Origin of the sequence: Lacrimispora sp., assembly GCF_046972725.1 — a bacterium.
Classification (GTDB): Bacteria; Bacillota; Clostridia; order Lachnospirales; family Lachnospiraceae; genus Lacrimispora.
In genome coordinates, this window is the sequence record NZ_JBKVXF010000002.1 from 82,189 (window position 1) to 108,117 (window position 25,929).

Genomic DNA, 25,929 nt, shown 5'->3' on the forward strand with positions numbered 1-25,929 from the left:
TCATGGCTTTCTTTCAGAAAGGAGGAGGTATGTGTCCAATTACTGTACCAGATAAACTTCTACATTCCGGGAGCCATATCCGCGGGTCTCTCCATGGGTATTAAAAAAGATATCAACATGCCGCCCCTTTACTCCGCCTCCGCAGTCTTCCGCGGTGTAAAGAACACCGCCGATCATCAGACGGCTTCCGTAAGGGATCACGCGGGGGTCCACAGAGATGGTATGGTTTGCGGTGGCAATGGTTCCGGTGCTCGTAAGTCCGCCCCATTTCCCGGAGCATTGTCTGCAGGGACAGTAGGCAGTGGTACGGAAAATGCCTAAGGAACGGAGAGTGGTAACAGGAGCTGTAACACCGACCCCATGGACTTTGGTGCCAGAAAGCTTCTGCCCTGCTGCAAAGGCTTCGATCAGGTAGGTGCCGTTACCATAGCTGTCCCAGGGAACGCTTACTTCAAATCCGTACCCCCCGGTCCCCTGTTCCGTTAAATCTTCCCGGTGCAGGGAAGCGGTGGTGTAAAGCTCTGCGGCAACCTGTCCGCTGGTTTGATTGAGAATGACCACCTTTACATCAACCGGTACGGAAGGATCGGAACTGTTTAATGCCCAGCCCCTGACACTTTTTTCATCGGCCCCGTCAATGATACCAGTTACCGGAAGGGCATAAGCGTCGAATGTACTTAGAAATACAGATACCATCATTAGTAAAGTTCCGAGGAACCGTTGGATATTCTTTCTTTTTTGCATATTTCAGGTACTTCCTTTCTTTTAACAAACCGTAATATAATTTAATGATATTATAATTATATGTAACACATTTGTAATAAATGAGAGATAAGTACATATTTTACACTTTTTTCCGGATTTGTCAATCTTATCCATATAAAAAATTCTGTCCATTGCATTCCTGCGCCAAGTGCTTTGTATGATATAAAAGAGCTGGAAGGTGTTTTTTTGTAAAATTAAGAAAGATCGGAGGAACTTTTCCGTACAATAAAAAAAGCACCTCAGAAAGCGAACAACTCGCTTTTCTGGGCGCCATATGGACTTGAATTATTTCACAGTCACTGCAAATAATTCCTTTGTCTGTCTTCCAAAGTTCAGTGCTTCTTCCCGGCTGCCAAAGAAAATATCAATCTTATTTCCTTTGATGCTGCTTCCGGTATCTTCTACTGTGTAGACCACATCATCGATCATGACCTTCGTGCCAATCGGCAGGAGCGTGATGTCTGCGGAAAGCGTATGTCCTGCTTTCGGTATGGTTCCGGAGTAAGTCCGGCCGATCTTACCGCTCTTGCTGGGGCAATAGGCAGTAGCAGAAAAAAGTCCCAGTGATGCTCCTTTTTCATAAACAGGTCCAGCTGGCTCTGTTTTTGGTGGTTCTGTTTCTTCCTTTATACCAGGTCCGATTTCTTTCTCCGCTGCTTTTTCGCTTTCAGAGCTTTCTTCGCTTCCTGTTTCGTTTTTTATGGTTTGCTTATCTGTTTGGACACTTTCGGACGATACATCCTCTGCAGTCTTTTCTTTTCCCGAAACTTCTTCTGCCATTGCAGTTGTAGATAACAGCAGGATACAAAGGAATGTCAGGAGTCCAGTGATTCGTAATTTACTTAAAAAACACTTCATGATTTACCTCGCAATCGTGTTGTTTTGGTGTATCATTTACTATTATATTACAAAAGTGTTAAATGTCAAGCATAAATTGTCAATAGCTTTGTAATAAATGCTTGAAGAATGAGAAAAAATGTAGAAAGCAGTCACAAAAACTTAACGGAATTTTTTTATGGGAATGTATTGACAAATGTTGAAAAAAAGCATATATTATGAAAAGAAGATGTTAGCACTCCTAAACGTTGAGTGCTAATAACAACTCAGGAAAGGAGCGTGGCAGTTTGAAAGATAAAGATCAGCTTGATGAACGGAAAGTGACGATCTTAAAAGCGATAATTAAAACTTATCTGGAAACCGGGGAACCGGTTGGATCCCGTACGATTTCAAAGTATACGGATTTGCATTTAAGCTCCGCCACAATCCGTAATGAGATGTCTGACTTGGAGGAACTGGGCTATATCATGCAGCCCCATACTTCGGCAGGCAGAATTCCCTCTGACAGAGGATATCGGTTTTATGTAGATCAGATCATGCAGGAAAAGGAAGAAGAAGTTACTGAAATCAAGGATCTGATGCTAAAGAGAGTGGACCGGGTGGAGCTTCTGTTAAAACAGATGGCAAAGCTTTTAGCCCAGAACACCAATTACGCAGCCATGATAAGCGCTCCCCAGTATCAGCGGAACAAGCTGAAGTTTATACAGCTTTCCAAAGTGGATGAAAGGAAGCTTCTTGTGGTCATCGTCATTGAGGGGAACATTATAAAGAATACCATAATTCCCATTCAAAAGGAATTGGAAGAGGAAGCACTTTTAAATCTTAACATTCTTCTAAACAGTGCCTTAAACGGACTAAGTATAGAAGAAATCAATCTTGATGTCATCAGCAGGCTGAAATTTCAGGCCGGTCCTCATTCAGAGGTCGTTGACTGTGTGCTTACGGAAGTGGCAGCAGCCATTCGTGCAGATGATGAAGATCTTCAGATTTATACCAGCGGTGCAACCAATATTTTTAAATATCCCGAATTAAGCGATGGAGATAAGGCAAGCAAGCTGATTGGAACCCTGGAACAGAAAGAACTTCTTCAGGAACTGGTTGATGATGTCAACGGCTCAGAAGAAAATTCCGGAATACAGGTATACATCGGCGATGAAGCGCCTGTTAAGAATATGAAAGACTGCAGCATTGTAACCGCTAATTATGAGCTTGGAGAAGGACTTCGCGGTACCATTGGTATTATTGGTCCAAAGCGCATGGATTATGAAAAGGTTTTAAGCACTCTGCGTAATTTAATGACGCAGTTGGATACAATATTGAAAAAAGATGAAAGGTAGAGGGTAGAACATTGAGCATGGAAGATGTAAAAGCAGATGAAAAGCTGGCAGACGAGGCCGTTAATCCGGAAGATGCTGTTTCCTCTGAAAAAGAGATAGAAGACACAGAGGCCTGTCCGGAAGAGACTCCTTCTGAGACAGATCAAAAGGAAGAGGACAGTGCCAAAAGCGAAGCCGGAAAAAAAGGCTTTTTTGGTAAAAAGAAAGAGAAGAATGATCCAAAGGATGACAAGATTGAAGAGCTGACAGACCGTCTGCAAAGAAGTATGGCTGAATTTGACAACTATAGAAAGAGAACAGAAAAAGAAAAGTCAGCCATGTTTGAAATCGGAGCAAAAGACATCATCGAACGGATTTTACCGGTCGTTGATAATTTTGAAAGAGGTTTGGCCGCAATTCCGGAAGAGGAAAAGGCAACGCCCTTTGCAGAAGGAATGGAAAAGATTTACAAGCAGCTTGTAAAAGCATTGGAGGATGCAGGCGTAAAACCCATTGAAGCGGTTGGAATGCCGTTTGATCCTAATTTCCACAATGCAGTGATGCACATTGAAGATGAATCCCTGGGAGAGAATATAGTGGCCCAGGAGCTTCAAAAGGGTTATACCTACCGGGACACTGTGGTAAGACACTCCATGGTGCAGGTAGCTAATTAACAATAGATCATAAAATCAGATAACATATTACATTTGTTTCATAAATAGGAGGAAAAAACTATGGGCAAGATCATTGGTATTGACTTAGGTACAACAAATAGCTGTGTAGCCGTTATGGAAGGCGGTAAACCAGTCGTAATCCCTAACAGTGAAGGTGTAAGAACAACTCCGTCTGTCGTTGCATTTACAAAGAATGGAGAAAGACTGGTAGGAGAGCCTGCAAAACGTCAGGCAGTTACAAATGCGGACCGCACCATCTCTTCCATCAAGAGACATATGGGTACTGATTATAAAGTGACCATTGATGGCAAGAGCTACAGTCCTCAGGAGATTTCTGCAATGATTCTTCAGAAATTAAAAGCAGATGCAGAGGCTTATTTAGGAGAAAAAGTAACAGAAGCAGTGATCACTGTTCCGGCTTACTTTAACGATGCTCAGCGTCAGGCAACCAAAGATGCCGGTAAGATTGCCGGTCTTGATGTAAAACGTATCATCAACGAGCCGACAGCAGCAGCTCTGGCATACGGCCTTGACAATGAAAAAGAACAGAAGATCATGGTATACGATTTAGGCGGCGGTACCTTTGATGTTTCTGTTATTGAAATTGGTGACGGTGTAATCGAAGTGCTTTCTACCAATGGAGATACATTCCTTGGCGGTGATGATTTTGATAACCGTATTACCCAGTGGATGGTAGATGAATTTAAGAAGGCAGAAGGCGTTGACTTGTCCGGTGACAAGATGGCAATGCAGAGATTAAAGGAAGCAGCAGAGAAAGCAAAGAAAGAACTTTCTTCCTCTACGACTACCAACATCAACCTTCCGTTCATTACTGCTACTGCAGAAGGACCAAAACATCTGGATATGAACTTGACCAGAGCGAAATTTGATGAATTGACTGCAGACCTTATTGAGCGTTCTACCATTCCGGTTCAGAATGCATTAAAAGATGCAGGTATCTCCACAAGCGATTTAGGAAAGGTGCTCTTAGTCGGTGGTTCCACCCGTATGCTGGCAGCTCAGGAAAAGGTAAAACAGCTGACAGGCAAGGAGCCTTCCAAATCCCTGAATCCTGATGAATGTGTTGCCATCGGTGCAAGCATCCAGGGCGGTAAGCTTGCAGGTGATGCAGGTGCAGGTGATATTCTTCTGTTAGACGTAACTCCACTTTCCCTGTCCATCGAGACAATGGGCGGTGTAGCTACCAAACTGATTGAAAGAAATACTACGATTCCTACAAAGAAGAGCCAGATTTTCTCCACTGCAGCAGACAACCAGACTGCCGTTGATATCCATGTAGTACAGGGAGAAAGACAGTTTGCAAGAGACAATAAGACCTTAGGCCAGTTCCGTCTTGATGGAATTCCGCCTGCAAGAAGAGGTGTTCCGCAGATCGAGGTTACTTTCGATATCGATGCCAACGGTATTGTAAATGTTTCTGCAAAAGATTTGGGAACCGGAAAAGAACAGCACATCACCATTACTTCCGGCTCTAACATGTCAGATGCTGATATCGAAAAGGCAGTGAAGGAAGCAGCTGAATATGAAGCACAGGATAAGAAACGCAAAGAAGGCATTGATGCCAGAAATGATGCGGATTCCCTGGTATTCCAGACAGAGAAAGCTCTGCAGGAAGTCGGAGATAAGATCGATGCCAACGATAAAGCAGTGGTCGAAGCAGACTTAAATGCCTTAAAAGAAGCGATCAACAGAGCTCCTATCGATGAGATGACCGATGCTCAGGTCGAAGATATTAAGGCCGGCAAGGAAAAACTGATGACCAGCGCACAGGCACTGTTTGCAAAGGTTTATGAGCAGGCACAGGCACAGGGCGGAGCAGCAGGCGCAGGCCCTGATATGGGAGCAGCAGATGCATCCTATCAGGACAGCGATGTAGTTGACGGTGATTACAAAGAGGTGTAAACTAGTCTGGTCGATTGACAGGGCTGTGGAAAAAGTGTTGTAGTGATACAGCACTTTTTCTACAGGCGTAAGTTCTATAAAAACTGGTGCAGGCAAAGCTTAAGGGAGCTTATCCGTTCGGCAGGCTGTGTCCTGCCGGACTTCCTTAGTTTATGAAAGGTAGACCTAAGATGGCAGAGAGTAAAAAAGATTATTATGAGATCCTGGGCGTTCCCAGAGATGCGGATGACGCAGCGCTTAAGAAAGCTTACAGGGCATTGGCTAAGAAATACCATCCTGACACGAATTCCGGAGATGCTGTGGCAGCGGAGAAGTTTAAACAGGCTTCCGAAGCTTACAGTGTATTAAGTGATCCTGAAAAGAGACGCCAGTATGACCAGTTTGGATCAGCCGCTTTTGACGGAAGTGCAGGAGCCGGCGGATTCGGAGGGTTTGATTTTGGCGGAGCTGATATGGGAGATATATTCGGAGACATATTCGGAGATATTTTTGGCGGTGGACGCGGTAGAAGCAGCGCCCATTACAATGGGCCATCAAGAGGTGCCAATGTCAGAACCAGCATCCGGATCACCTTTGAAGAGGCGATTTTTGGCTGCGAAAAAGAGATTGAGATCAATTTTAAAGAAGAGTGCGCTTCCTGTCATGGAAGCGGTGCAAGGGCAGGAACTTCCCCTGTGACATGTCCGAAATGTAACGGAAAAGGAAAGATCATGTACACACAGCAGTCTTTCTTTGGTCAGGTGCAGAATGTACAGACCTGTCCGGATTGCGGAGGAACAGGGAAAATCATTAAAGATAAATGTCCGGACTGTTATGGAACCGGTTACATTACAAAGAGAAAGAAAATAAAAGTCAATGTTCCGGCAGGAGTTGACAACGGTCAGGCCGTGCGTCTGGCTGGAGCCGGAGAGCCAGGTACCAATGGCGGAGAACGGGGAGATCTTTTGGTGGAGGTTGTTGTGTCAAACCATCCGATCTTCAAGCGTCAGGATACCAACATCTTTTCAACCGTTCCGATTTCCTTTGCAACTGCAGCATTAGGAGGAACCATCCGTATTAAGACCGTGGATGGCGAGGTGGAATATGAAGTAAAAGCAGGAACACAGACTGACACTAAGGTCCGTTTGAAAGGAAAAGGAGTCCCAACTCTGAGAAACCGTGCGGTTCGCGGGGATCATTATGTAACTTTGGTCGTTCAGGTACCGGAGCGCATGACAGAAGCCCAGAAGGAGGCTCTTCGCAAGTTTGAAGATGCCATGAACGGCATCGGCGAAGGAGAGAAGCATAAAAAGAAAGGACTTTTTAAATAGATTTCCGGACTGATACATGATTGGAGAAGAAAGGGAAAGAATGAAAAAGTTTCAGAGAAAACTGGCACTTGCAGCAGCCTTTGTGATTCTTGGGATTTTATTACCGAAGAATGCGCTGGCTGACGAGTCACAGGAAATCCGGAATTTTCCAGGCTTTCATGGTTCCGGTACCACGTTTCAGGGCCCGATTGAGGGGAGTTTTTCATCTGACTGCTGGGATGACGAGGAGGAAGATGATGACGATGATGGCCCGGGAAGCTATAGCTATGAACGGGGATGGCGTTACAGCCCAGGCGGCTGGTGGTTCCAGTACAGCGACGGAACCTGGCCTTCCAACGGCTGGAAGTACATTGATGGAAGATGGTACCGGTTTGATCAGGGCGGTCATATGCAGACCGGCTGGTTTACGGATCAGAACGGTAACAGGTTTTATTTAAATCCGGTGGATGACGGAACTTTGGGTTCCATGCGGATTGGCTGGCAGATCATCGAAGGCAGGGCCTATTATTTTAATACCATGTCCGATGGTTCTTTAGGAAAGCTGCTTGTCAATACGGTGACGCCTGACGGGTATCAGGTGGGGGAAGATGGTGCCTTAAAATAAAAATGTGAAAAAGGTATGACAGAGATCATTCTGTTGTGCCTTTTCCTTTTTTTGAAACAAAAATAAAAAGCAGGGGATATATCTGATTTTTTGAATGCTTCAATCATCAGATATATCCCCTGCTTTTATTTATTACAATTTCTTATTACATGTGATTGTAATTTTGTGAAAACAGATTCTGTTTCAGTTCCGGAAACTCAGGCGGGTGTGATGGGGTGTAATGCATCAAGGAATTTCGTTTACTTGATATGTTTTTTGCCCTTGTTCCCGGAATGAAACAGAAGTCTTTTTCATCCGTTCAATTAGTTAATGCACCAGATTATATTTTTATTGCATCTTTTATTGAAATTTTTTAAAATTTTTTTTAAAAGTAGAAAATACAGGAAAAGTCCCGTGATTTTATACGCTTGCAACCAATTTCATTGTATGTTATGATATCATGTGGTTTAGTTTGGACAAAAGAAAGGAACCTTTATATGTACCAGTATCTGATCGTGTGTCCCCTTGTTTTTCTTGCAGGCTTTATTGATTCCATTGCAGGGGGAGGAGGGTTAATCTCCCTGCCGGCCTTCATGGCAGCAGGAATACCGCCTCATATGGCCCTTGGAACCAATAAGATGAGTTCTACTATGGGAACGGTTATATCAACGGCCCGTTTTGCAAAAAATGGATTTATCAATAGCAAGCTGTCATTGCTTGCAGCTTTATTTGCAGTCATCGGTTCTGTCATAGGAGCTCATTTATCATTGCTTGCCAGCGAAGGGGTATTAAAAGGCATGATGATTGTGGTACTTCCGGTTGTGGCTTTCTATGTTCTTAAGAATAAAAATATGGGAGATGTGAAAGAAATCATCATATCCCATAAAAAGCAGATGCTCATCAGCATGGGAGCCGCTTTGGTGGTAGGATGTTACGATGGATTTTATGGACCGGGAACCGGCACATTTTTACTGCTTTTACTGACCGGTCTTGCTAAAATGAATGTAAGAAATGCTTCCGGTACGACAAAGGTGATCAATCTGTCCTCTAACATCGCCGCGCTGGTGACATTTTTAATAAATGGAAAGGTTTTGATCCCTTTGGGCCTTGCATCCGGGCTTTTCTGCATTGCAGGTCATTACATCGGGTCAGGACTTGTCGTAAAAAACGGATTGAAGATCGTGCGCCCTGTGGTACTTCTGGTGCTCCTCTGCCTGTTTTTGAAAATTATAAAAGGATAGGAAGATTGTTATGAGATGGAAAAAGTTTACACTGACAACAACAACGGAAGCTGTAGATTTAATCAGCAGCATGTTTGATGAAATTGGAATAGAAGGAATTGAGATTGAGGATAATACGCCTCTTACGGAAGCGGAGACGAAAGGAATGTTCATTGATATCCTGCCGGAACTTCCGCCGGATGAAGGGGTTGCAAAGGTGAGCTTTTATCTGGATCCTGATTCTGGCGTTAATATTGAAGAGATGTTAAAACGGGTGGAGGAAGGACTTTCTGAGCTTTCCATGTTTACGGATCTGGGCGCCTGTACCATGGAATCAGGGGAAACGGAAGATAAGGACTGGATCAATAACTGGAAGCAGTACTTTAAACCATTCACCGTTGACGATATTCTGATCAAGCCTACCTGGGAAGAGGTTCCAAAGGAACATGAGGACAAGCTTTTGATCGAGATCGATCCAGGTACGGCATTCGGAACCGGGCAGCATGAGACAACACAGCTTTGTATCCGGCAGCTTAAAAAATACGTAACACCGGAAACAAAGCTTCTTGATGTAGGAACCGGAAGCGGAATTCTTGGAATCACCGGGTTGAAGCTGGGCGCAAAAGAGGTGTTTGGAACGGACCTTGATGAGAACGCCATCGTTGCCGTAAAGGAAAATATGGAAGCCAACCAAATCCCGCCGGAAAAGTTCCATGTTTTAAAAGGAAATATCATTGATGACGAAGAAGTTCAGAAAAAAGTCGGTTTTGAAGCCTATGATGTGGTTGTGGCAAACATTCTGGCGGACATTATTATTCTGCTTCAGAAGGAAATTCCTGTTCACATAAAAAAAGGCGGTATTTTTATCACTTCCGGTATCATTAATATGAAGGAAGAAGCGGTGAAGAAAGCATTTGCTGAAAATCAGGCCTTTGAGCTGGTGGAGATCACCTATCAGGGAGAATGGGTTTCCGTAACGGTCAGAAAAAAATAGAAAGAGGGATAAGATGTATCACTTTTTTATTCATCAGGACCAGATCGGAGAAGACAGCATCCGTATCACCGGCCCGGATGTGAACCATATGAAGAATGTTCTGCGCATGGGTGCCGGGGAAGAAGTCTTAATCAGCAATGGTGTGGATAAGGATTATCTGTGTGAGATCGTATCAGTGACCTCTACAGAAGTCATAGCCAGGATCCTGTCTGTAGATGAGGCAGGAAAGGAACTGCCTGCAAAAATTTACCTGTTTCAGGGGCTTCCAAAGAGTGATAAGATGGAATTTATTATCCAGAAAGCCGTGGAGCTTGGAGTCTACCAGATTGTTCCGGTAGAAACCAGACGTACGGTAGTGAAATTAGATAAAAAGAAAGAAGAATCAAAGCTCCGCCGATGGAGTGCGGTCTCAGAAAGTGCGGCCAAACAGTCCGGAAGGCTGATCGTGCCTGAGGTTGCCGGAGTCATGACCTTTGAAAAAGCTCTTGCCCTTTCAAAAGAATTTGATATGACAGTGATTCCGTTTGAACATGCAAAGGGCATGGAAGAAACAAGACAGATCCTTTCCGCCATAAAGCCTGGAATGAATGCAGGGATATTTATCGGGCCGGAAGGCGGCTTTGAAGATTCGGAAATAGAACTTGCAAAAAGCTTTGGTGCCAGACCGATTACTCTGGGAAAACGGATTTTAAGAACCGAAACAGCCGGTCTTTCCGTATTATCGGTGCTGTCATTTTTACTGGAACCTTAGAGACAGCTTCCTGGCAGCCGGTTTGTTGCTGTTTGCCTGGAAAAGGAGTGAAATAAAACATAGATGGAAGTTTATTTTGATAATTCGGCTACTACAAAAGTACTGGAGCCGGTTAAGGATATAGTTTTAAAGACTATGACGGAGGATTATGGCAATCCTTCTGCAAAACATAAAAAAGGAATGGAAGCGGAGCAGTATATCAAAGAGGCGGCAGAGACCATTGCCAATACGTTAAAGGTTGCACCAAAGGAGATCGTTTTTACCTCCGGCGGTTCCGAGTCCAATAATATGGCTTTGATTGAAACGGCTATGGCAAATAAACGGGCCGGGAACCATATTATCAGCACCGGTATTGAGCATGCCTCCGTGTATAATCCTCTGTCATTTTTAGAGGAACAGGGGTTTTCCGTTACCTACCTTCCGGTTGATTCTCAGGGACACATTTCTCTTAAAGAACTGGAAGCCGCCATCCGCCCGGAGACGATCCTGGTTTCGATCATGTATGTAAACAATGAGATTGGTGCGGTGGAACCTATTGAAGCCATTTCAAAGGTAATAAAAAAGAAGAATCCTGCCATTGTCTTCCATGTGGATGGCATTCAGGCCTATGGGAAATTCGTCATACGTCCCAAGCGTCAGGGCATCGATCTTTTGTCGGTCAGCTCTCATAAGATCCATGGTCCAAAGGGCGTGGGATTTTTGTATATTGACCAGAACGTGAAGATCAGGCCCCTGATCTACGGCGGAGGACAGCAAAGAGGTATGCGTTCCGGTACGGAGAATGTTCCGGGGATCGCAGGCTTTGCCGTTGCAGCTAAAATCATGTATACGGACCATTCAAAGAAGGTTCAGGCTCTTATGGATCTAAAGGATTATATGATCGAACGGTTAAAAGAGATAGAAGGCGTGACTGTAAACAGCTGTCCCGGGGAATTATCAGCCCCTCAGATCGTAAGCGCCAGCTTTGCAGGGACCCGCAGTGAAGTGCTTTTGCACGCATTGGAAGAAAAGGGGATTTATGTGTCTTCCGGATCGGCCTGTTCCTCCAATCACCCGGCAGTCAGCGGTACATTAAAAGGAATCGGTGTAAAACCGGAGCTTTTGGATTCCACCCTTCGGTTCAGCTTCGGGATTTTTAATACGAGAGAAGAAGTGGATTACTGTATTGATAAGTTAAAAGAACTTCTCCCTGTGCTCAGACGGTATCAGAGAGGGTAGGAAGTGTTTCAGAGAAAGGACAACAGATGCAATATAAATCATTTTTAATCAAGTACGCAGAAATTGGCGTAAAGGGAAAGAACCGTTACCTATTTGAAGATGCCCTGGTAACGAATATCCGCCATTCTTTAAAACGAGTAGACGGAGATTTTACAGTAACCAAGGAATCAGGTAGAATTTATGCCGCGGCAGAATCAGAATTTGATTTTGATGAGGTGGTTTCTGCTTTAAAGCGGGTCTTTGGCATAGCAGCCATCTGTCCTATGGTACAGGTAGAGGACAATGGCTATGAAGATTTAAAGAAACAGGTCTTATCCTATGTTGAAGAATTTTATGAGGATAAGAAGTTCACCTTTAAAGTCAATACGCGCAGAGGCAACAAAAGATATCCGGTTAATTCTGAACAGATCAACCGGGATTTGGGAGAAATCATTCTTGATAGATTTCCGGAGACAAAGGTGGATGTCCATCACCCGGAAGTCATGCTGCAAGTAGAAGTGCGTAATAAAATCAATATCTATTCCCATGTGATTCCAGGTCCGGGCGGTATGCCGGTAGGAACTAATGGAAAAGCCATGCTACTATTATCCGGCGGCATTGACAGTCCGGTTGCAGGCTACATGATCGCAAAGCGCGGAGTGAAGATCGACGCCGTTTATTTCCATGCGCCGCCATATACCAGCGACCGCGCAAAACAGAAGGTTGTGGATCTGGCAAGGCTGGTTTCCAGATACTCCGGTGCGATCCGGCTTCATATTGTGAATTTTACGGATATTCAGCTTTATATCTATGACAAATGTCCTCATGAAGAGCTTACGATCATCATGAGACGGTATATGATGCAGATCGCAGAGCGCCTGGCAGAAGAAAGCGGTGCTTCCGCCCTCATTACAGGAGAAAGCATCGGACAGGTGGCATCTCAGACCATGCAGTCGCTGGCAGCAACCGATGCAGCGGCTACCATCCCGGTATTCCGTCCGGTGATCGGGTTTGACAAGCAGGAAATCGTTGATGTAGCAGAAAAAATCGGTACTTATGAGACTTCTGTGCTCCCCTTTGAGGACTGCTGTACCATATTTGTAGCAAAGCACCCGGTAACAAAGCCGAGCTTAAAGATGATCAAACGTTCCGAGGAAAATCTGGCGGAGAAAATCGAAGAACTTATTGAGACGGCCATAAGCACAGTGGAAAAGGTCTGGTGTTAAAGAAAAAGGGGACCGGCATCAAAGGCCGGACCCCTTTTTTAAAATCTGATTTTTCATTAATCTACAATATATGGAGATAAAACCTTGATGATTTCATCCACTTCATTCTCGGAGTGAATGTTTAAGTCGATTGGCTTGGAAAGATCCAGGCTGAAAATACCCATAATAGATTTTGCGTCGATCACATATCTGCCGGAAACAAGATCAAAGTCAGTGTCAAATTTTGTTAAATCGTTTACGAATGATTTTACTTTGTCAATGGAATTTAAAGATATACGAACTGTTTTCATGTGAAAACCTCCTTTGATGAACTCTTTTCTTTATTGAGGGATAGTCCTCTTTTCCCTTCAATACTACTGACATATCTTATAAAAGTCAATGGTAATTTTACATGAAAAATACACGAATAAACCGATAATTTAGATAGGAGAAAATAAAATGAGAAAGGCAGCCCTGCACAACCTTGGATGTAAGGTTAATTCATACGAAACAGAGGCCATGCAGCAGCTTCTGGAACACGCGGGATATGAAATTGTCCCCTTTACAGAAGAGGCGGATGTTTATATTATAAATACATGCTCCGTAACCAATATGGCAGACAGGAAATCCAGACAGATGCTTCACCGGGCAAAAAATATGAATCCAGATGCTGTTGTCGTTGCCGCCGGTTGTTATGTGCAGGCAGCAGGAGAAGAACTGAAAAAGGATGAGGCTGTGGATCTGGTGATCGGAAATAATAAAAAGACAGAACTGGTAACCATTCTGGAAGATTATTTTGCAGACCGGGAGGAAGAACTGGAGGAAACCATTATCGACATCCGGGGAACCAGGGAATACGAAGGTCTTTCTATTGATAAAATAGCAGATCATACGAGGGCTTTTATAAAGGTGCAGGATGGCTGCAGCCAGTTTTGCAGCTACTGCATCATTCCCTTTACCAGAGGACAGGTGCGAAGCCGCAGGCCGGAAGAGGTAGCGGAGGAAATTAAGCGCCTGGTGGCCTCAGGCTTTCAGGAAGTGGTGCTGACCGGCATTCATTTAAGCTCTTATGGAAAGGATTTTATAGAGGAAGAACGTCTTACCCTACTGGATCTGATTGTACGCATTCATGAGATCGAAGGGCTGGAACGAATCCGTATGGGTTCTCTGGAGCCCCGGATCGTGACCGAAGAATTTGCATCGACCCTGTCTTCCCTTCATAAAATTTGTCCCCATTTCCACTTATCCTTACAAAGCGGATGTGACAGTACCTTAAAGCGTATGAACCGCCATTACACCGCAGAAGAGTATTTCAATTGCTGCAGGATTCTTCGGAAGGCATTTCATAATCCTGCCATTACTACGGATGTAATCGTAGGGTTTCCCGGAGAGACGGAAGAAGAATTTTTGATTACCAGGGAATATCTTGAAAAGATACACTTTTATGAAATGCATGTGTTTAAGTATTCAAAAAGAAATGGTACCAGGGCGGCCCAGATGCCGGACCAGGTACCGGAATCTGTAAAATCAATAAGAAGCAACGAACTTTTAAAGCTGGAAAAAGAGATGTCTCTGGCTTACCGGAAGTCCTGCATAGGCAGCAGGGCCCAGGTCCTTATGGAGGAAGCCTATGAGTGCAATGGAACCACTTATATGATCGGCCATACCAGAGAATATGTAAAAGCCGTAGTCCCTTATGAAGAAGGATTAAAAGGGAAAATCGTGGAAGGAACACTGGGAGAAATGCTTACCGATGAGATTGTGTTTCTAAACATTAACGGACAAAATTAATTTTTATCTTGCCGAATCCATGATTATGGTTTAAAATATAGGAGAACAGTTAAAGGACGTGAGAAACATGGGCGATATTCATAACACACAATTTTTCAAAGCAGTGCAGGAAAATAAAATGGACGTAAGCCAGGTACTGGAACAGGTTTATATTGCCCTCACAGAGAAGGGCTATAATCCCATTAACCAGATCGTGGGTTATATTATGTCAGGAGATCCAACCTATATTACCAGTCATAAGAACGCCAGGAGTCTAATCATGAAAGTAGAACGGGACGAGATTCTGGAAGAACTGATGCGGGTATATATCGATACGATGTTAAAGTAACGACGTGGATAATCTTAAGTCTAGCTGTCAGATGAAGTGGAACAGGCGGATTCTGGCAGTTTGTTTTTATACAGTTGGCTGCGCACCAGCTTTGTTTTGTTGCATAAATTTGACGTGGAGAGTAAAATATGAGAATCATGGGACTGGATTTTGGTTCTAGAACTGTAGGAGTTGCGGTTTCTGACATGCTGGGTATAACTGCACAGGGTGTGGAGACAATTACGAGAGAAGAAGAGAACAAACTGAGAAAAACCTGTGCCCGAATCGAAGAACTGATTCGGGAATTTGAGATTGAAACCATAGTTTTGGGATATCCTAAGAATATGAATAATACGATCGGTGACCGGGCTGAAAAAACAGAACAGTTCAAAGAGATGCTTGCAAGACGGACCGGGCTTCCTGTGATCCTTTGGGATGAGAGGCTGACTACCGTAGCATCGGAACGGATATTAATGGAAAGCGGAGTAAGACGGGAAAACAGAAAAGCGGTCATCGATAAGGTGGCGGCAGGGCTGATTCTGCAAGGCTATTTAGACAGCTTACCAACAGGAGATAAAGAATGAACAGCGAAGAAAAGAAAATCACCCTGGCAACGGACACAGGGGAATCTGTAGATTTTTTTGTTTTGGAAGAAACCAGAATCAATGGTATGAATTATCTGCTTGTAACCGATGCGGCAGATGATGACGAAGAAGGAGAATGTTACATCTTAAAGGATTTGTCAAAGCGGGAAGAATCCGATGCTTTGTATGAGTTTGTAGAGGATGATAACGAAATAGATTATTTATTTAAAATATTTTCCGAACTGCTTGACGGAGCGGGTGTAGATATTGAAAAATGATGATGATTGATGAAGAGGCTTAACCATCCAGCTCATGCTGGTACTGAAACTCATGGCAGAGAGCCCCGGACAGCATCTGACTGCGGAAGAGATCGATGATCTGGCCAGACAGAGGTATCCGGAGATGGGACCTGCCTCGATTTGCAGGACTGTGCAGGTGGATCGATCGGTCTTTGATAAGGTTAGTTCTGACGATGGGTTTGCCCCCTGTGCGCTGGGGGCTTCGGTCGTGAGTCAGGACATCATCATCATGCAATTTACAGCCGGTGCAGAAACGTATTTTCCTTCCAGGCGGCTTGTTGAATACTCTGGAGCAGGCACTTTCTGACCAGTCAGGATTTATGGGAACGGATCAGGAAGTATAGCTCTTCGGGTATTGCAGGAATGCCGGGAGGCAATGGAGAGAACAGAACGGGAAATGATAAAATGGAGGTAAAAGATTGAAAAAACAAGACATGAATGCGAAAGTTAAAATCATTCCATTAGGAGGAATGGAGCAGATTGGTATGAATATCACTGCTTTTGAATGCGAAGACAGCATTATTGTGGTAGACTGCGGACTCGCATTTCCTACGGATGATATGCTTGGAATTGATCTGGTAATACCGGATGTTTCCTATTTGAAGCAGAATATTGAAAAGGTTAAGGGCTTTGTAATCACTCACGGACATGAGGATCACATCGGTGCCCTTCCTTATATTTTAAAAGAGATCAATGTGCCGGTATACGGAACAAAGCTGACCATTGGTCTCATCGAGAACAAATTAAAAGAACATAATCTTTTAAAGAACACAAAGAGAAAGGTGATCAAGCACGGACAGTCCATCAACCTGGGGTGTTTCCGCATTGAATTCATCAAGACAAACCACAGCATCGCAGATGCTTCTGCACTGGCTATATTCTCTCCGGCAGGCGTGATTCTTCATACCGGCGACTTTAAGATCGATTATACTCCCGTATTTGGAGAAATCGCAGACCTTGAACGTTTTGCAGAGCTTGGAAAGAAAGGGGTTCTGGCCCTTTTATGTGACAGCACCAATGCGGTAAGGCCCGGATTTACGCCTTCGGAGAAGACCGTAGGCAAGGCTTTTGACAATATATTTGCAGATCATAAGAACAACCGTATTATCGTTGCAACCTTTGCGTCTAACGTGGACCGTGTGCAGCAGGTCATCAACTCTGCGGCAAAGTACGGACGCAAGGTAGTGGTAGAAGGACGCAGTATGGTCAATGTCATTGGTACGGCAAGTGAGCTTGGCTATATCAGCATTCCGGAGGGAACACTGATTGATATCGACCAGCTTAAGAATTATCCTGACGAGCAGACGGTCCTTATTACAACCGGAAGCCAGGGAGAATCCATGGCAGCGCTTTCCCGTATGGCAAGCAGTACCCATAAAAAAGTATCCATCAAGCCAAACGATGTAATCATATTAAGCTCCAACCCGATTCCAGGCAATGAAAAGGCTGTTTCCAAGGTAGTCAATGAGCTTTCTATGAAGGGGGCTGAGGTAATCTGTGAAGATACCCACGTATCCGGACATGCATGCCAGGAAGAAATCAAGCTGATGTATGCGCTGGTTCGTCCCAAGTTTTCCATTCCTGTTCATGGAGAGTACAGACATTTAATGGCTCAGAGGAATCTGGTGCTGGCCATGGGAATGCCAAAGGAAAATATTATCATTATGTCTTCCGGTGATGTGGTGGAATTAGGCCAGGAATCCTGCAAGATCGTTGACCACGTCCAGTCGGGAGCGATCCTTGTGGATGGTCTCGGAGTCGGGGATGTTGGTAATATTGTATTGAGAGACCGTCAGAATCTGGCACAGAACGGAATTATCGTAGTGGTTCTGACACTGGAGAAATACTCCAACCAGTTACTGGCCGGACCTGATATTGTATCCAGAGGTTTCGTATATGTAAGGGAATCTGAAGACTTAATGGAAGAAGCCAGGGTCATTGTAAGTGATGCTGTCCAGGACTGTCTGAACCGGCATATCAATGACTGGGGAAAGATTAAGAATATCATCAGAGACAGCTTAAGCGACTTCCTGTGGAAGAGAATGAAGCGTAATCCGATGATTCTTCCCATCATTATGGAAGTATAGGAATGAGCGAGGAATAACCGTGCCTTTAACATGAAAGGAATGGAAATTTATGAGCCGGACAACAGAAGAAATCAACAAAATAACAGGAGCGATTATTTCCCTGTCCATAAGGCTTATAGTTCTTGCCCTTATGATCCTTCTTCTTTACGAAGGAATTACAAGGGGCTATGAGTTCGGCCACGAAATTTTCTATGCATCAGCCATGGAAGCGGAACCGGGACAGGATATAAGTGTAACCATTGAAAAAGGCGCTTCGATTACCAGTGTGGCAAAACTTTTGAAGGACAAAGGCTTGATTGCCAATGAATATTCCTTTATCATACAGGCAGAGTTCTTTAATTATAAGGCAAATCCGGGAAGCTACACATTGAATACTTCCATGACCTCCAGGGAGATCCTTCAGATGATGAATGAGAATACAGAGGAAAAGGAAGGGAAAGAATGATCGTCAATGACCGAATCACTGATTATATTAAGTCTCTGGAACCGGGGGAAGCTCCTCTGATTCATGAGATCGGTAAAAAAGCAAGGGAGAATGGAGTTCCTGTCATTCGAGAGGAGACGGCTGCCTTCTTAAAAACCATGACAGCAGCCATGAATCCAAAAGCCATTCTAGAAGTAGGGACCGCTGTTGGGTATTCTGCTCTTTTGATGGCTCAGGTCATGGCTCCTGACTGTCATATCACAACCATAGAAAAATATGAAAAAAGGATACCGGAAGCCAGAAGCAATTTTGAAAAGGCCGGGGAAACCAACCGCATCACTTTATTGGAAGGAGATGCGCAGGAACTGTTAAAGGGGCTTTGCGGCCCCTTTGACCTTGTCTTTATGGATGCGGCCAAGGGGCAGTATCTGGCGTGGCTTCCGAGAATTTTGGAACTTATGAGAACCGGCGGTATGCTCATATCGGATAATGTTCTCCAGGATGGAGACATTATTGAATCCCGTTATACGGTGGAACGGCGTAACCGGACCATTCACGGGAGGATGAGGGAATATTTATATGAATTAAAGCATTCTCCCTTCCTGACTACTGCCATTGTCCCCATCGGTGACGGAATTACGGTTAGCATAAGAAAGTAAAACACGAGAGAGGAGTTTCATGAGAAAGACGGAACTTTTGATCCCGGCAGGCAGCTTAGACGTATTAAAGACCGCAGTGGTTTACGGCGCCGACGCTGTTTACCTGGGAGGAGAGGCCTTTGGACTGCGTGCCAAGGCAAAGAATTTTACACAGGATGAAATCCGGGAAGGCATTGCATTTGCCCATGAACATGGAGTAAAGGTATACATTACAGCCAATATTCTGGCTCATAATGATGATCTTCCGGGAGTGGAAGAGTATTTTAAAGAATTAAAGGAAATCAATCCGGATGCCCTGATTATTTCGGATCCCGGAGTTTTTGCAATTGCAAAGCGCATTCTTCCGGATATGGAGATCCACATCAGCACCCAGGCCAATAATACCAATTACGGAACCTACTTATTCTGGCATCAGCTTGGGGCCAAACGTGTGGTCACTGCCAGAGAGCTTTCTCTTGCGGAGATCAAGGAAATCCGCAGCAGGATCCCGGATGATATGGAGATCGAAAGCTTTATGCACGGAGCCATGTGTATATCCTATTCCGGACGGTGCCTGCTCAGCAACTTTATGGCGGGAAGAGATGCGAACCAGGGGGCATGCACCCACCCGTGCCGCTGGAAATATTCCATTGTGGAAGAACAGCGCCCCGGCGAATACATGCCGGTTTATGAAAATGAACGGGGGACCTACATCTTCAATTCCAAGGATCTCTGCATGATCGAACATATTCCGGAGATGATCGATGCCGGAATCGACAGCTTTAAGATCGAAGGCCGTATGAAAACTGCCTTATATGTGGCGACTGTGGCAAGAACCTACCGGAAGGCCATTGATGATTATAAAAAAGACCCGAAGCTCTATGAGGAGAATATGGACTGGTATCGTTCTGAGATCGGCAAATGCACCTACCGGGAGTTTACTACCGGATTTTATTTTGGCAAAGCAGATTCCAGCACACAGATCTATGACAGCAATACCTATGTGAAAAATTACACCTATATCGGAACCATTGAATCCGTCGATGACAGAGGCTATGCCCGGATCCAGCAGAAGAACAAATTCACGGTAGGAGAGACCATTGAGGTCATGAAGCCGGACGGCAGAAATATCGAAGCTGTGGTAAAGGCAATCTATAATGAAGAGGGTGTTTTCCAGGAGAGTGCTCCTCATTCCAGACAGATCATCTACGTGGATCTGGGAGTGGATATGAAGCAATACGACATTCTGCGCAGAAGCGAAATGAAGGAATAAAAGAAATAAAATTTATCAATAAAACGTAAATCATAAAAGCCAGGTAGACAACAAAGAGTATTTATTGTCTTATCTGGCTTTTTTTATTGGGAAATGCCTGGAGCGGTATTTTTCGTGGCTGTTGTAGAAATTACGTTCTTGTGGTATGCTATATAAGGATTATACCCAGATATTACCTGGAGTTAGAACGTGCAGAACGGAGGGGTTCCTATTATGTGGATTTTATGGCTGATCGCTGCTTTATGTGTGATCTATTATGTCATAATTGCTGTTTATTCCGGAATAACGACTTCCTTTTCGTTTATCTGGCTGGTGCTTGCGGCTGTTTGTGTGTTTTTTTTACTAGGCTGGAAGACTTATATGCGGCATAAGGACAAGATTCCTTTATGGCTGCCGGTATCGCTGGTGACCATTTGCTGCACCGGGATTCTTGTATTTACAGTGGTTGAAATTTTAGTATTTACCGGAGTTGCTGCCCGTGATACGTCAAGGCTTGACTATGTGATCGTATTGGGAGCCAGAGTCAAAGAGAACGGAATCAGCAAGTCATTAAAAAAACGTCTGGATAAGGCCATTGATTACCTGGATGAAAACCCGGGGACCATACTGGTTCTTTCCGGGGCCAGGGGAGATGATGAGCCGGTCAGCGAGGCAGAGGCCATGAGGGATTATCTGGTATTTAACGGTGTCAGAGAAGAACAGCTGATTTTGGAGATGCGTTCTCACAGTACAGTGGAGAACATCGCATACAGCCGTGTGGCCATTGAAGAGGATCAGAAGGCGAAGAAAGAAAAGAAGCAGAAGAGTCCCGTCTTCATGGAGCCCGGTACATTTGCGCTGGTTCCGGATAAGCCCATTAAGATCGGGGTATTGACCAGTGATTTTCATGTATTCCGTGCCCAGCAGATCGCAAAGAAATGGGGAATTCCGGATATTTATGGTATTTCCTGCGAATCTGACCCCGTTCTTTTTGTACACTTTTGTGTAAGAGAGTGTGCGGCCATATTAAAAGACAAATTAGTGGGCAATATGTAAATAATACTTATTTTGCAGGAGGAATAAAAAAGAATGAGTGATTTGTATAACCTGGCAGCCTATGAGGTTGTAGAAGAAAAAGAAATTAAGGAAATCCAGGCAGCAGGCTGGGTACTCCGCCATAAAAAGAGCGGGGCAAGAATCTTTGCCGTGTCCTGTGACGATGATAACAAGGTTTTTTCCATCGGCTTTCGTACTCCGCCCGCAGACAGTACCGGAGTGGCACACATACTGGAACACAGCGTGCTTTGCGGCTCAGAGAAATTCCCTTTAAAAGATCCCTTTGTAGAACTGGTAAAAGGTTCTTTGAATACCTTTTTAAATGCCATGACTTATCCCGATAAGACTGTGTATCCTGTAGCCAGCTGCAACGAAAAGGATTTTCAGAATTTAATGAATGTCTATATGGATGCAGTGTTTCATCCAAATATTTACAGAGAGCCAAAGATCTTCATGCAGGAAGGCTGGCATTATGAGCTGGAAAGCCCGGAAGCGGATTTGATTTACAACGGAGTTGTTTACAATGAGATGAAGGGAGCTTTTTCTTCTCCGGATGAAGTCCTTGACCGTTTCACCAGGAAGGTCCTGTTCCCGGAGAATTGTTATGGACAGGAGTCAGGAGGAGATCCGGCGTTTATTCCGGATCTGACGTATGAAGATTTTCTGGACTTTCACAGAAGGTATTACCATCCCTCCAACAGCTATATCTATCTCTACGGCGATATGGATATGGCAGAGAAACTTACATGGCTTGATGAAGAATATTTAAGCCATTATGATGAGATTTCCATTGATTCCAGGATCATCAGCCAGAAGCCCTTTGAGAAACCGGTGGAAGCAGAGACCTTTTATTCCATTACCGAAGGGGAATCAGCCGATAATGCCACTTATCTATCCGTCAGTACGGTAATAGGCAACAACCTGGACCCTCTGCATTATGTGGCATTTCAGATATTAGAGTACACGCTGCTTGATGCGCCTGGTGCACCTTTAAAGCAGGCACTGATTGATGCAGGAATCGGCCAGGACATTATGGGCGGTTATGACAGCGGGATTTTACAGCCCTATTTTTCCGTAGTTGCAAAGAATGCCAATCCGGACCAAAAGGGAGAGTTCCTTGCAGTTGTAAAGGGGACTTTAAGAAAACTTGCCGATGAAGGAATCAACCGGAAGAGCCTGAAAGCAGGGATGAACTATTATGAGTTCCGTTACCGGGAAGCGGATTACGGCTCAGCACCCAAAGGACTGATGTACGGCCTTCAGTGTATGGACAGCTGGCTCTATGACGGTGACCCCATGACACATCTGGAATATCAAAAAACCTTTGATTATTTAAAAAAGGTGGTGGATGACGGATATTTTGAGCAGCTGATCCGGGAATATCTTCTGGATAATCCCTTTGAAGCCGTCTTAACCGTAAGCCCGAAAAAGAACTTAACCGCAGAGGAAGACGAAAAGACAGCCAGAAAACTGGCAGCCTACAAAGCCTCTCTTTCTGAGGCTGAGATTAACCATCTGGTGGAACAGACCCGTGCACTTAAGGAATATCAGGAATCCCCGTCTCCTCAGAAGGATTTGGAAAAGATTCCGATGCTTCGCAGAGAGGATATCAGCAGGGAACCCGAAGAGATCATCTGGACAGAAAAAGAGGCTCACGGTGTAAAGGTCATTCATCATGAGATGTTCACCTCAGGCATCGGCTATTTAAAGGTCCTGTTTGACACTTCTGCCGTACCGGTGGAAGACCTGCCTTATGTGGGATTTTTAAAGTCCCTGCTGGGTTATGTGAATACAGAAAACTTCACTTATGGGGATTTGACCAGTGAGATCCATCTAAACAGCGGTGGCGTGAGCTTTAGCGTGACCTCTTACCCGGATTTGGTCCAGAAGGGGAAATTTAAGGGATTTTTTATGGCAAGTGCAAGGGTGCTTTATGATAAGCTGGATTTCGGCTTTTCCATTCTTGCGGAGATACTGACCCGTTCCATACTTGATGATGAGAAGCGTATGGGCGATGTGATCAGCGAAACAAGATCCAGAGCAAGAATGAAGCTGGAGGGAGCCTGTCATTCGGCAGCAGTTGCAAGAGCCACATCCTATTTTTCCGCCACCTCTTCCTATAATGATCTGACCGGGGGAATCGGATATTATGAATTTCTTGAAAATCTGGAAAAAGAATATGCAGCCAATAAGCAGGCGGTGATTGCCCGGTTAAAATCCGTTATGGAGAAGCTTTTTACCACCGGCAACATGCTTGTCAGCTACACCGCAGATGAAGAAGGCTACCGGCTTCTTCCCGATGCCATGAAAAAACTTACGGATGTGCTTCCAAAAGGAACAGAAAAGCGCTATCCCTATGTGTTCCAGTCAGGAAACAGAAACGAAGGGTTTGCTACGGCATCTCAGGTCAATTATGTGGCAAGATGCGGAACCTTTTTAGGAAGCGGGGAAGAGTATACCGGAGCTCTTAAGATATTAAAGGTGATTTTAAGCTATGATTACCTTTGGATTAATTTAAGGGTCAAGGGAGGAGCTTACGGCTGTATGAGCGGTTTCGGCCGTTCCGGCGAAGGGTATTTTGCTTCCTACCGGGATCCCAATTTAAAAGAGACCAACAAGATTTACGAAGGGGTTGTGGATTATCTGGAGAATTTTCAGGTAGAGGACCGTGACATGACCAAATATGTCATCGGTACTATCAGCGACATGGACGTTCCTTATCCCCCATCTACCAGAGGCAACAGAGGTCTTTCCGCCTATTTATCCGGAGTTGATCAGGAAATGATGGCAAAAGAACGGGAAGAAGTACTAAATGCCACACAGGAGGACATCCGGAAGCTGGCGCCTCTTGTAAAAGCGGTTCTTGCCACAGGAAGTCTCTGTGTGATCGGGAACGAAGATAAAATCGCAGCGGAAAAGGATCTCTTTGGAGAGACGAAGAACTTATTCCACTCATAACTCAAAGGAGAACCTATATGGATACAAATTATAAATCAGGCTTTGTTACTCTGATCGGACGTCCCAACGTTGGAAAGTCTACCCTGATGAACCGCTTGATCGGTCAGAAGATCGCCATAACTTCTGATAAGCCTCAGACCACGAGAAACCGGATTCAGACAGTATATACGGATGAGAGAGGACAGATCATATTTCTGGACACTCCGGGGATCCACAAGGCGAAGAACAAGCTGGGAGAATATATGGTAAGTGTGGCGGAACACACCTTAAAAGAAGTGGATGTGGTCCTGTGGCTGGTGGAGCCTACCACCTACATCGGGGCAGGAGAGCAGCATATTGCAGAGCAGCTCCGTTCCGTAAAGACGCCTGTGATTCTTGTAATCAATAAAATCGATACGGTAAAAAACCAGGAGGAGATCCTTACCTTTATGAACGCCTATAAGGATATCTGCCAGTTTGCAGAGATCGTGCCGGTATCCGCTTTGAAAGATAAAAATACCAGTCTGATGCTGGAATTGATTTATAAATATCTTCCATACGGGCCTCAGTATTACGACGAAGATACGGTCACAGACCAGCCTATGCGCCAGATTTCTGCTGAGCTGATCAGAGAGAAGGCGCTCCGGCTGTTAAAGGATGAGATCCCTCACGGAATTGCTGTGACCGTGGAAAAGATGAAGGAGCGGGAAAACGGAATCATCGATCTGGAGGCCAACATTGTCTGTGAGCGGGAATCCCACAAAGGAATCGTCATCGGAAAGGGGGGAGCCATGCTGAAACGGATCGGCAGCTCTGCCCGCAGAGAGATCGAGGATCTGCTGGATACCAAGGTCAATTTACAGCTTTGGGTAAAGGTCCGCAAGGAATGGCGGGACAGCGAGCTTTATATGAAGAATTATGGATACAATCAAAAAGATATCTAAAAGCGGTGAGAGGAATTGAGGGAAGTTGAAAAACTGACGGGGATGGTAATTAAAACCTCCCCGGTGGGAGAGATGGATAAGCGTCTTGTGCTGCTTACCAGGGAAAGAGGAAAGATCACTGCATTTGCCAGAGGAGCAAGAAGACCGGGCAGCCAGCTGATGGGAGCCAGCCGGCCCTTCGCCTTTGGACTGTTTTCCCTGTATGAGGGCAGGGATTCCTATACCCTGCAGTCAGCGGAAATCACCAATTATTTTGAGGGCCTGGCTCTGGATATGGAGGCGGCCTGTTACGGTTCCTACTTTCTGGAGCTGGCCGATTATTATTCCAGAGAGAATGAGAACGGGACCGGGCTTTTAAAGCTGCTGTACCAGTCTGTACGGGCTTTATTAAAACCAGCCTTAAAAAATGAACTGGTACAAAGAATTTTTGAGTTGAAATCCATGGTAATCAACGGCGAATATACGGAGTCTCCTCCCCTTCCGGTCAGCGATTCCGCCAATTATGCATGGGAGTATGTGATTGCATCTCCGGTGGAGCATCTTTATACGTTTGTCTTAACCGATCAGGTGCTTAAAGAGTTCGGCCGCTGTGTAGAAATCAATAAAAAACGTTATGTAGACCGGGAATTTCATTCTCTGGAGATTTTGCAGACCATGATAGAGTAAAGTATTGAAATGATAGAAGGCATTTGGTATAATCCACGTATGCGATGAGCAGTGCGATTCAGGATGCAGAAATTTTTTCGTTGTGCTTGCACATAAGAAAGATTTTCTGCATCCTGATTCATAGGGCGAATGCCTGTGAGCTGGTGAATCCTTTGGATTCACCGGCAAC

26 protein-coding genes are annotated in these 25,929 nt (G+C 44.7%); 23 read left to right on the top strand and 3 right to left on the bottom strand.

From position 1 onward, the window contains the following. Nucleotides 1-39: 39 nt before the first annotated feature. Both ACLTWA_RS08605 and ACLTWA_RS08610 read right to left on the bottom strand, forming a co-directional pair. Nucleotides 40-744 (bottom strand): 3D domain-containing protein, encoded by a 705-nt coding sequence (locus ACLTWA_RS08605; protein WP_412327291.1) that lies wholly within the window; start codon nt 742-744, stop codon nt 40-42. A 306-nt stretch (nt 745-1,050) separates the two neighbouring features. Then, nucleotides 1,051-1,623 carry a 3D domain-containing protein gene (locus tag ACLTWA_RS08610; RefSeq protein ID WP_412327292.1) on the bottom strand — a complete coding sequence of 191 codons (573 nt, stop codon included), beginning with the start codon at nt 1,621-1,623 and terminating at the stop codon, nt 1,051-1,053. Between the two features lie 266 nt (nt 1,624-1,889). Here ACLTWA_RS08610 and hrcA point away from each other — a divergent pair, with 266 nt between their 5' ends. From hrcA to thiI, 10 genes are all read left to right on the top strand, one after another. Further along, a complete protein-coding gene (gene hrcA / locus ACLTWA_RS08615) occupies nt 1,890-2,939 on the top strand; it encodes a heat-inducible transcriptional repressor HrcA (protein WP_412327293.1) in 1,050 nt (349 codons plus the stop codon). 17 nt (nt 2,940-2,956) lie between these two features. After that, nucleotides 2,957-3,592: a nucleotide exchange factor GrpE gene (grpE, locus tag ACLTWA_RS08620; RefSeq protein ID WP_412328106.1), complete on the top strand. Its 636-nt coding sequence runs from the start codon at nt 2,957-2,959 to the stop codon at nt 3,590-3,592. A 60-nt stretch (nt 3,593-3,652) separates the two neighbouring features. Then, the gene (gene dnaK / locus ACLTWA_RS08625; protein WP_412327294.1) at nt 3,653-5,515 is read left to right on the top strand and encodes a molecular chaperone DnaK; all 1,863 of its coding nucleotides are present in this window, start codon (nt 3,653-3,655) and stop codon (nt 5,513-5,515) included. Between the two features lie 170 nt (nt 5,516-5,685). After that, nucleotides 5,686-6,825, top strand: coding sequence for a molecular chaperone DnaJ (gene dnaJ / locus ACLTWA_RS08630; RefSeq protein WP_412327295.1), 1,140 nt, complete (start codon nt 5,686-5,688; stop codon nt 6,823-6,825). Between the two features lie 40 nt (nt 6,826-6,865). Continuing rightward, entirely contained in the window at nt 6,866-7,429 is a 564-nt protein-coding gene (locus ACLTWA_RS08635) for a glucan-binding protein (protein WP_412327296.1), read from the top strand. Nucleotides 7,430-7,905: 476 nt separating this feature from the next. Continuing rightward, nucleotides 7,906-8,649, top strand: a complete 744-nt coding sequence (locus tag ACLTWA_RS08640) for a sulfite exporter TauE/SafE family protein (RefSeq protein WP_412327297.1) — start codon at nt 7,906-7,908, stop codon at nt 8,647-8,649. Nucleotides 8,650-8,659: 10 nt separating this feature from the next. Further along, a complete protein-coding gene (gene prmA / locus ACLTWA_RS08645) occupies nt 8,660-9,622 on the top strand; it encodes a 50S ribosomal protein L11 methyltransferase (protein WP_412327298.1) in 963 nt (320 codons plus the stop codon). Between the two features lie 13 nt (nt 9,623-9,635). Continuing rightward, nucleotides 9,636-10,373, top strand: coding sequence for a 16S rRNA (uracil(1498)-N(3))-methyltransferase (locus tag ACLTWA_RS08650; protein ID WP_412327299.1), 738 nt, complete (start codon nt 9,636-9,638; stop codon nt 10,371-10,373). 63 nt (nt 10,374-10,436) lie between these two features. Then, nucleotides 10,437-11,591, top strand: coding sequence for a cysteine desulfurase family protein (locus ACLTWA_RS08655; protein WP_412327300.1), 1,155 nt, complete (start codon nt 10,437-10,439; stop codon nt 11,589-11,591). Between the two features lie 26 nt (nt 11,592-11,617). Beyond that, nucleotides 11,618-12,796 (top strand): tRNA uracil 4-sulfurtransferase ThiI, encoded by a 1,179-nt coding sequence (thiI, locus tag ACLTWA_RS08660; RefSeq protein WP_412327301.1) that lies wholly within the window; start codon nt 11,618-11,620, stop codon nt 12,794-12,796. 56 nt (nt 12,797-12,852) lie between these two features. Here thiI and ACLTWA_RS08665 read toward each other — a convergent pair whose 3' ends face one another. Then, a complete protein-coding gene (locus ACLTWA_RS08665) occupies nt 12,853-13,086 on the bottom strand; it encodes an HPr family phosphocarrier protein (RefSeq protein WP_412327302.1) in 234 nt (77 codons plus the stop codon). A gap of 148 nt (nt 13,087-13,234) precedes the next feature. On the opposite strand from ACLTWA_RS08665, the gene mtaB reads away from it, so the two are divergent. The 13 genes from mtaB (at nt 13,235) to recO (ending at nt 25,760) form a co-directional block, all read left to right on the top strand. Then, on the top strand, nt 13,235-14,566 hold the full coding sequence (gene mtaB / locus ACLTWA_RS08670) for a tRNA (N(6)-L-threonylcarbamoyladenosine(37)-C(2))-methylthiotransferase MtaB (protein WP_412327303.1): 1,332 nt from the start codon (nt 13,235-13,237) through the stop codon (nt 14,564-14,566). Between the two features lie 67 nt (nt 14,567-14,633). Next, entirely contained in the window at nt 14,634-14,894 is a 261-nt protein-coding gene (locus ACLTWA_RS08675) for an IreB family regulatory phosphoprotein (RefSeq protein WP_394522983.1), read from the top strand. 128 nt (nt 14,895-15,022) lie between these two features. Next, nucleotides 15,023-15,457 (top strand): Holliday junction resolvase RuvX, encoded by a 435-nt coding sequence (gene ruvX, locus ACLTWA_RS08680; RefSeq protein ID WP_412327304.1) that lies wholly within the window; start codon nt 15,023-15,025, stop codon nt 15,455-15,457. Beyond that, nucleotides 15,454-15,735: a DUF1292 domain-containing protein gene (locus ACLTWA_RS08685; RefSeq protein WP_412327305.1), complete on the top strand. Its 282-nt coding sequence runs from the start codon at nt 15,454-15,456 to the stop codon at nt 15,733-15,735. The genes ruvX and ACLTWA_RS08685 overlap by 4 nt, the downstream gene beginning before the upstream one ends. Nucleotides 15,736-15,787: 52 nt before the next feature. After that, complete coding sequence (locus ACLTWA_RS08690; protein ID WP_412327306.1) at nt 15,788-16,063, top strand: hypothetical protein; 276 nt, start codon at nt 15,788-15,790, stop codon at nt 16,061-16,063. 127 nt (nt 16,064-16,190) lie between these two features. Next, nucleotides 16,191-17,843, top strand: coding sequence for a ribonuclease J (locus ACLTWA_RS08695; protein WP_412328108.1), 1,653 nt, complete (start codon nt 16,191-16,193; stop codon nt 17,841-17,843). A 49-nt stretch (nt 17,844-17,892) separates the two neighbouring features. Beyond that, a complete protein-coding gene (locus ACLTWA_RS08700) occupies nt 17,893-18,288 on the top strand; it encodes an endolytic transglycosylase MltG (protein ID WP_412327307.1) in 396 nt (131 codons plus the stop codon). Further along, a complete protein-coding gene (locus ACLTWA_RS08705; RefSeq protein WP_412327308.1) occupies nt 18,285-18,926 on the top strand; it encodes an O-methyltransferase in 642 nt (213 codons plus the stop codon). Before ACLTWA_RS08700 ends, ACLTWA_RS08705 begins: the two co-directional genes overlap by 4 nt. A 19-nt stretch (nt 18,927-18,945) precedes the next feature. After that, nucleotides 18,946-20,178 carry a peptidase U32 family protein gene (locus ACLTWA_RS08710; protein WP_412327309.1) on the top strand — a complete coding sequence of 411 codons (1,233 nt, stop codon included), beginning with the start codon at nt 18,946-18,948 and terminating at the stop codon, nt 20,176-20,178. Nucleotides 20,179-20,391: 213 nt separating this feature from the next. Beyond that, complete coding sequence (locus ACLTWA_RS08715; RefSeq protein ID WP_412327310.1) at nt 20,392-21,213, top strand: YdcF family protein; 822 nt, start codon at nt 20,392-20,394, stop codon at nt 21,211-21,213. A gap of 33 nt (nt 21,214-21,246) precedes the next feature. Next, on the top strand, nt 21,247-24,171 hold the full coding sequence (locus ACLTWA_RS08720) for an insulinase family protein (protein ID WP_412327311.1): 2,925 nt from the start codon (nt 21,247-21,249) through the stop codon (nt 24,169-24,171). Between the two features lie 17 nt (nt 24,172-24,188). Then, nucleotides 24,189-25,094: a GTPase Era gene (gene era, locus ACLTWA_RS08725; protein ID WP_412327312.1), complete on the top strand. Its 906-nt coding sequence runs from the start codon at nt 24,189-24,191 to the stop codon at nt 25,092-25,094. Between the two features lie 15 nt (nt 25,095-25,109). Then, nucleotides 25,110-25,760, top strand: coding sequence for a DNA repair protein RecO (gene recO / locus ACLTWA_RS08730; protein WP_412327313.1), 651 nt, complete (start codon nt 25,110-25,112; stop codon nt 25,758-25,760). Nucleotides 25,761-25,929 lie beyond the last annotated feature (169 nt).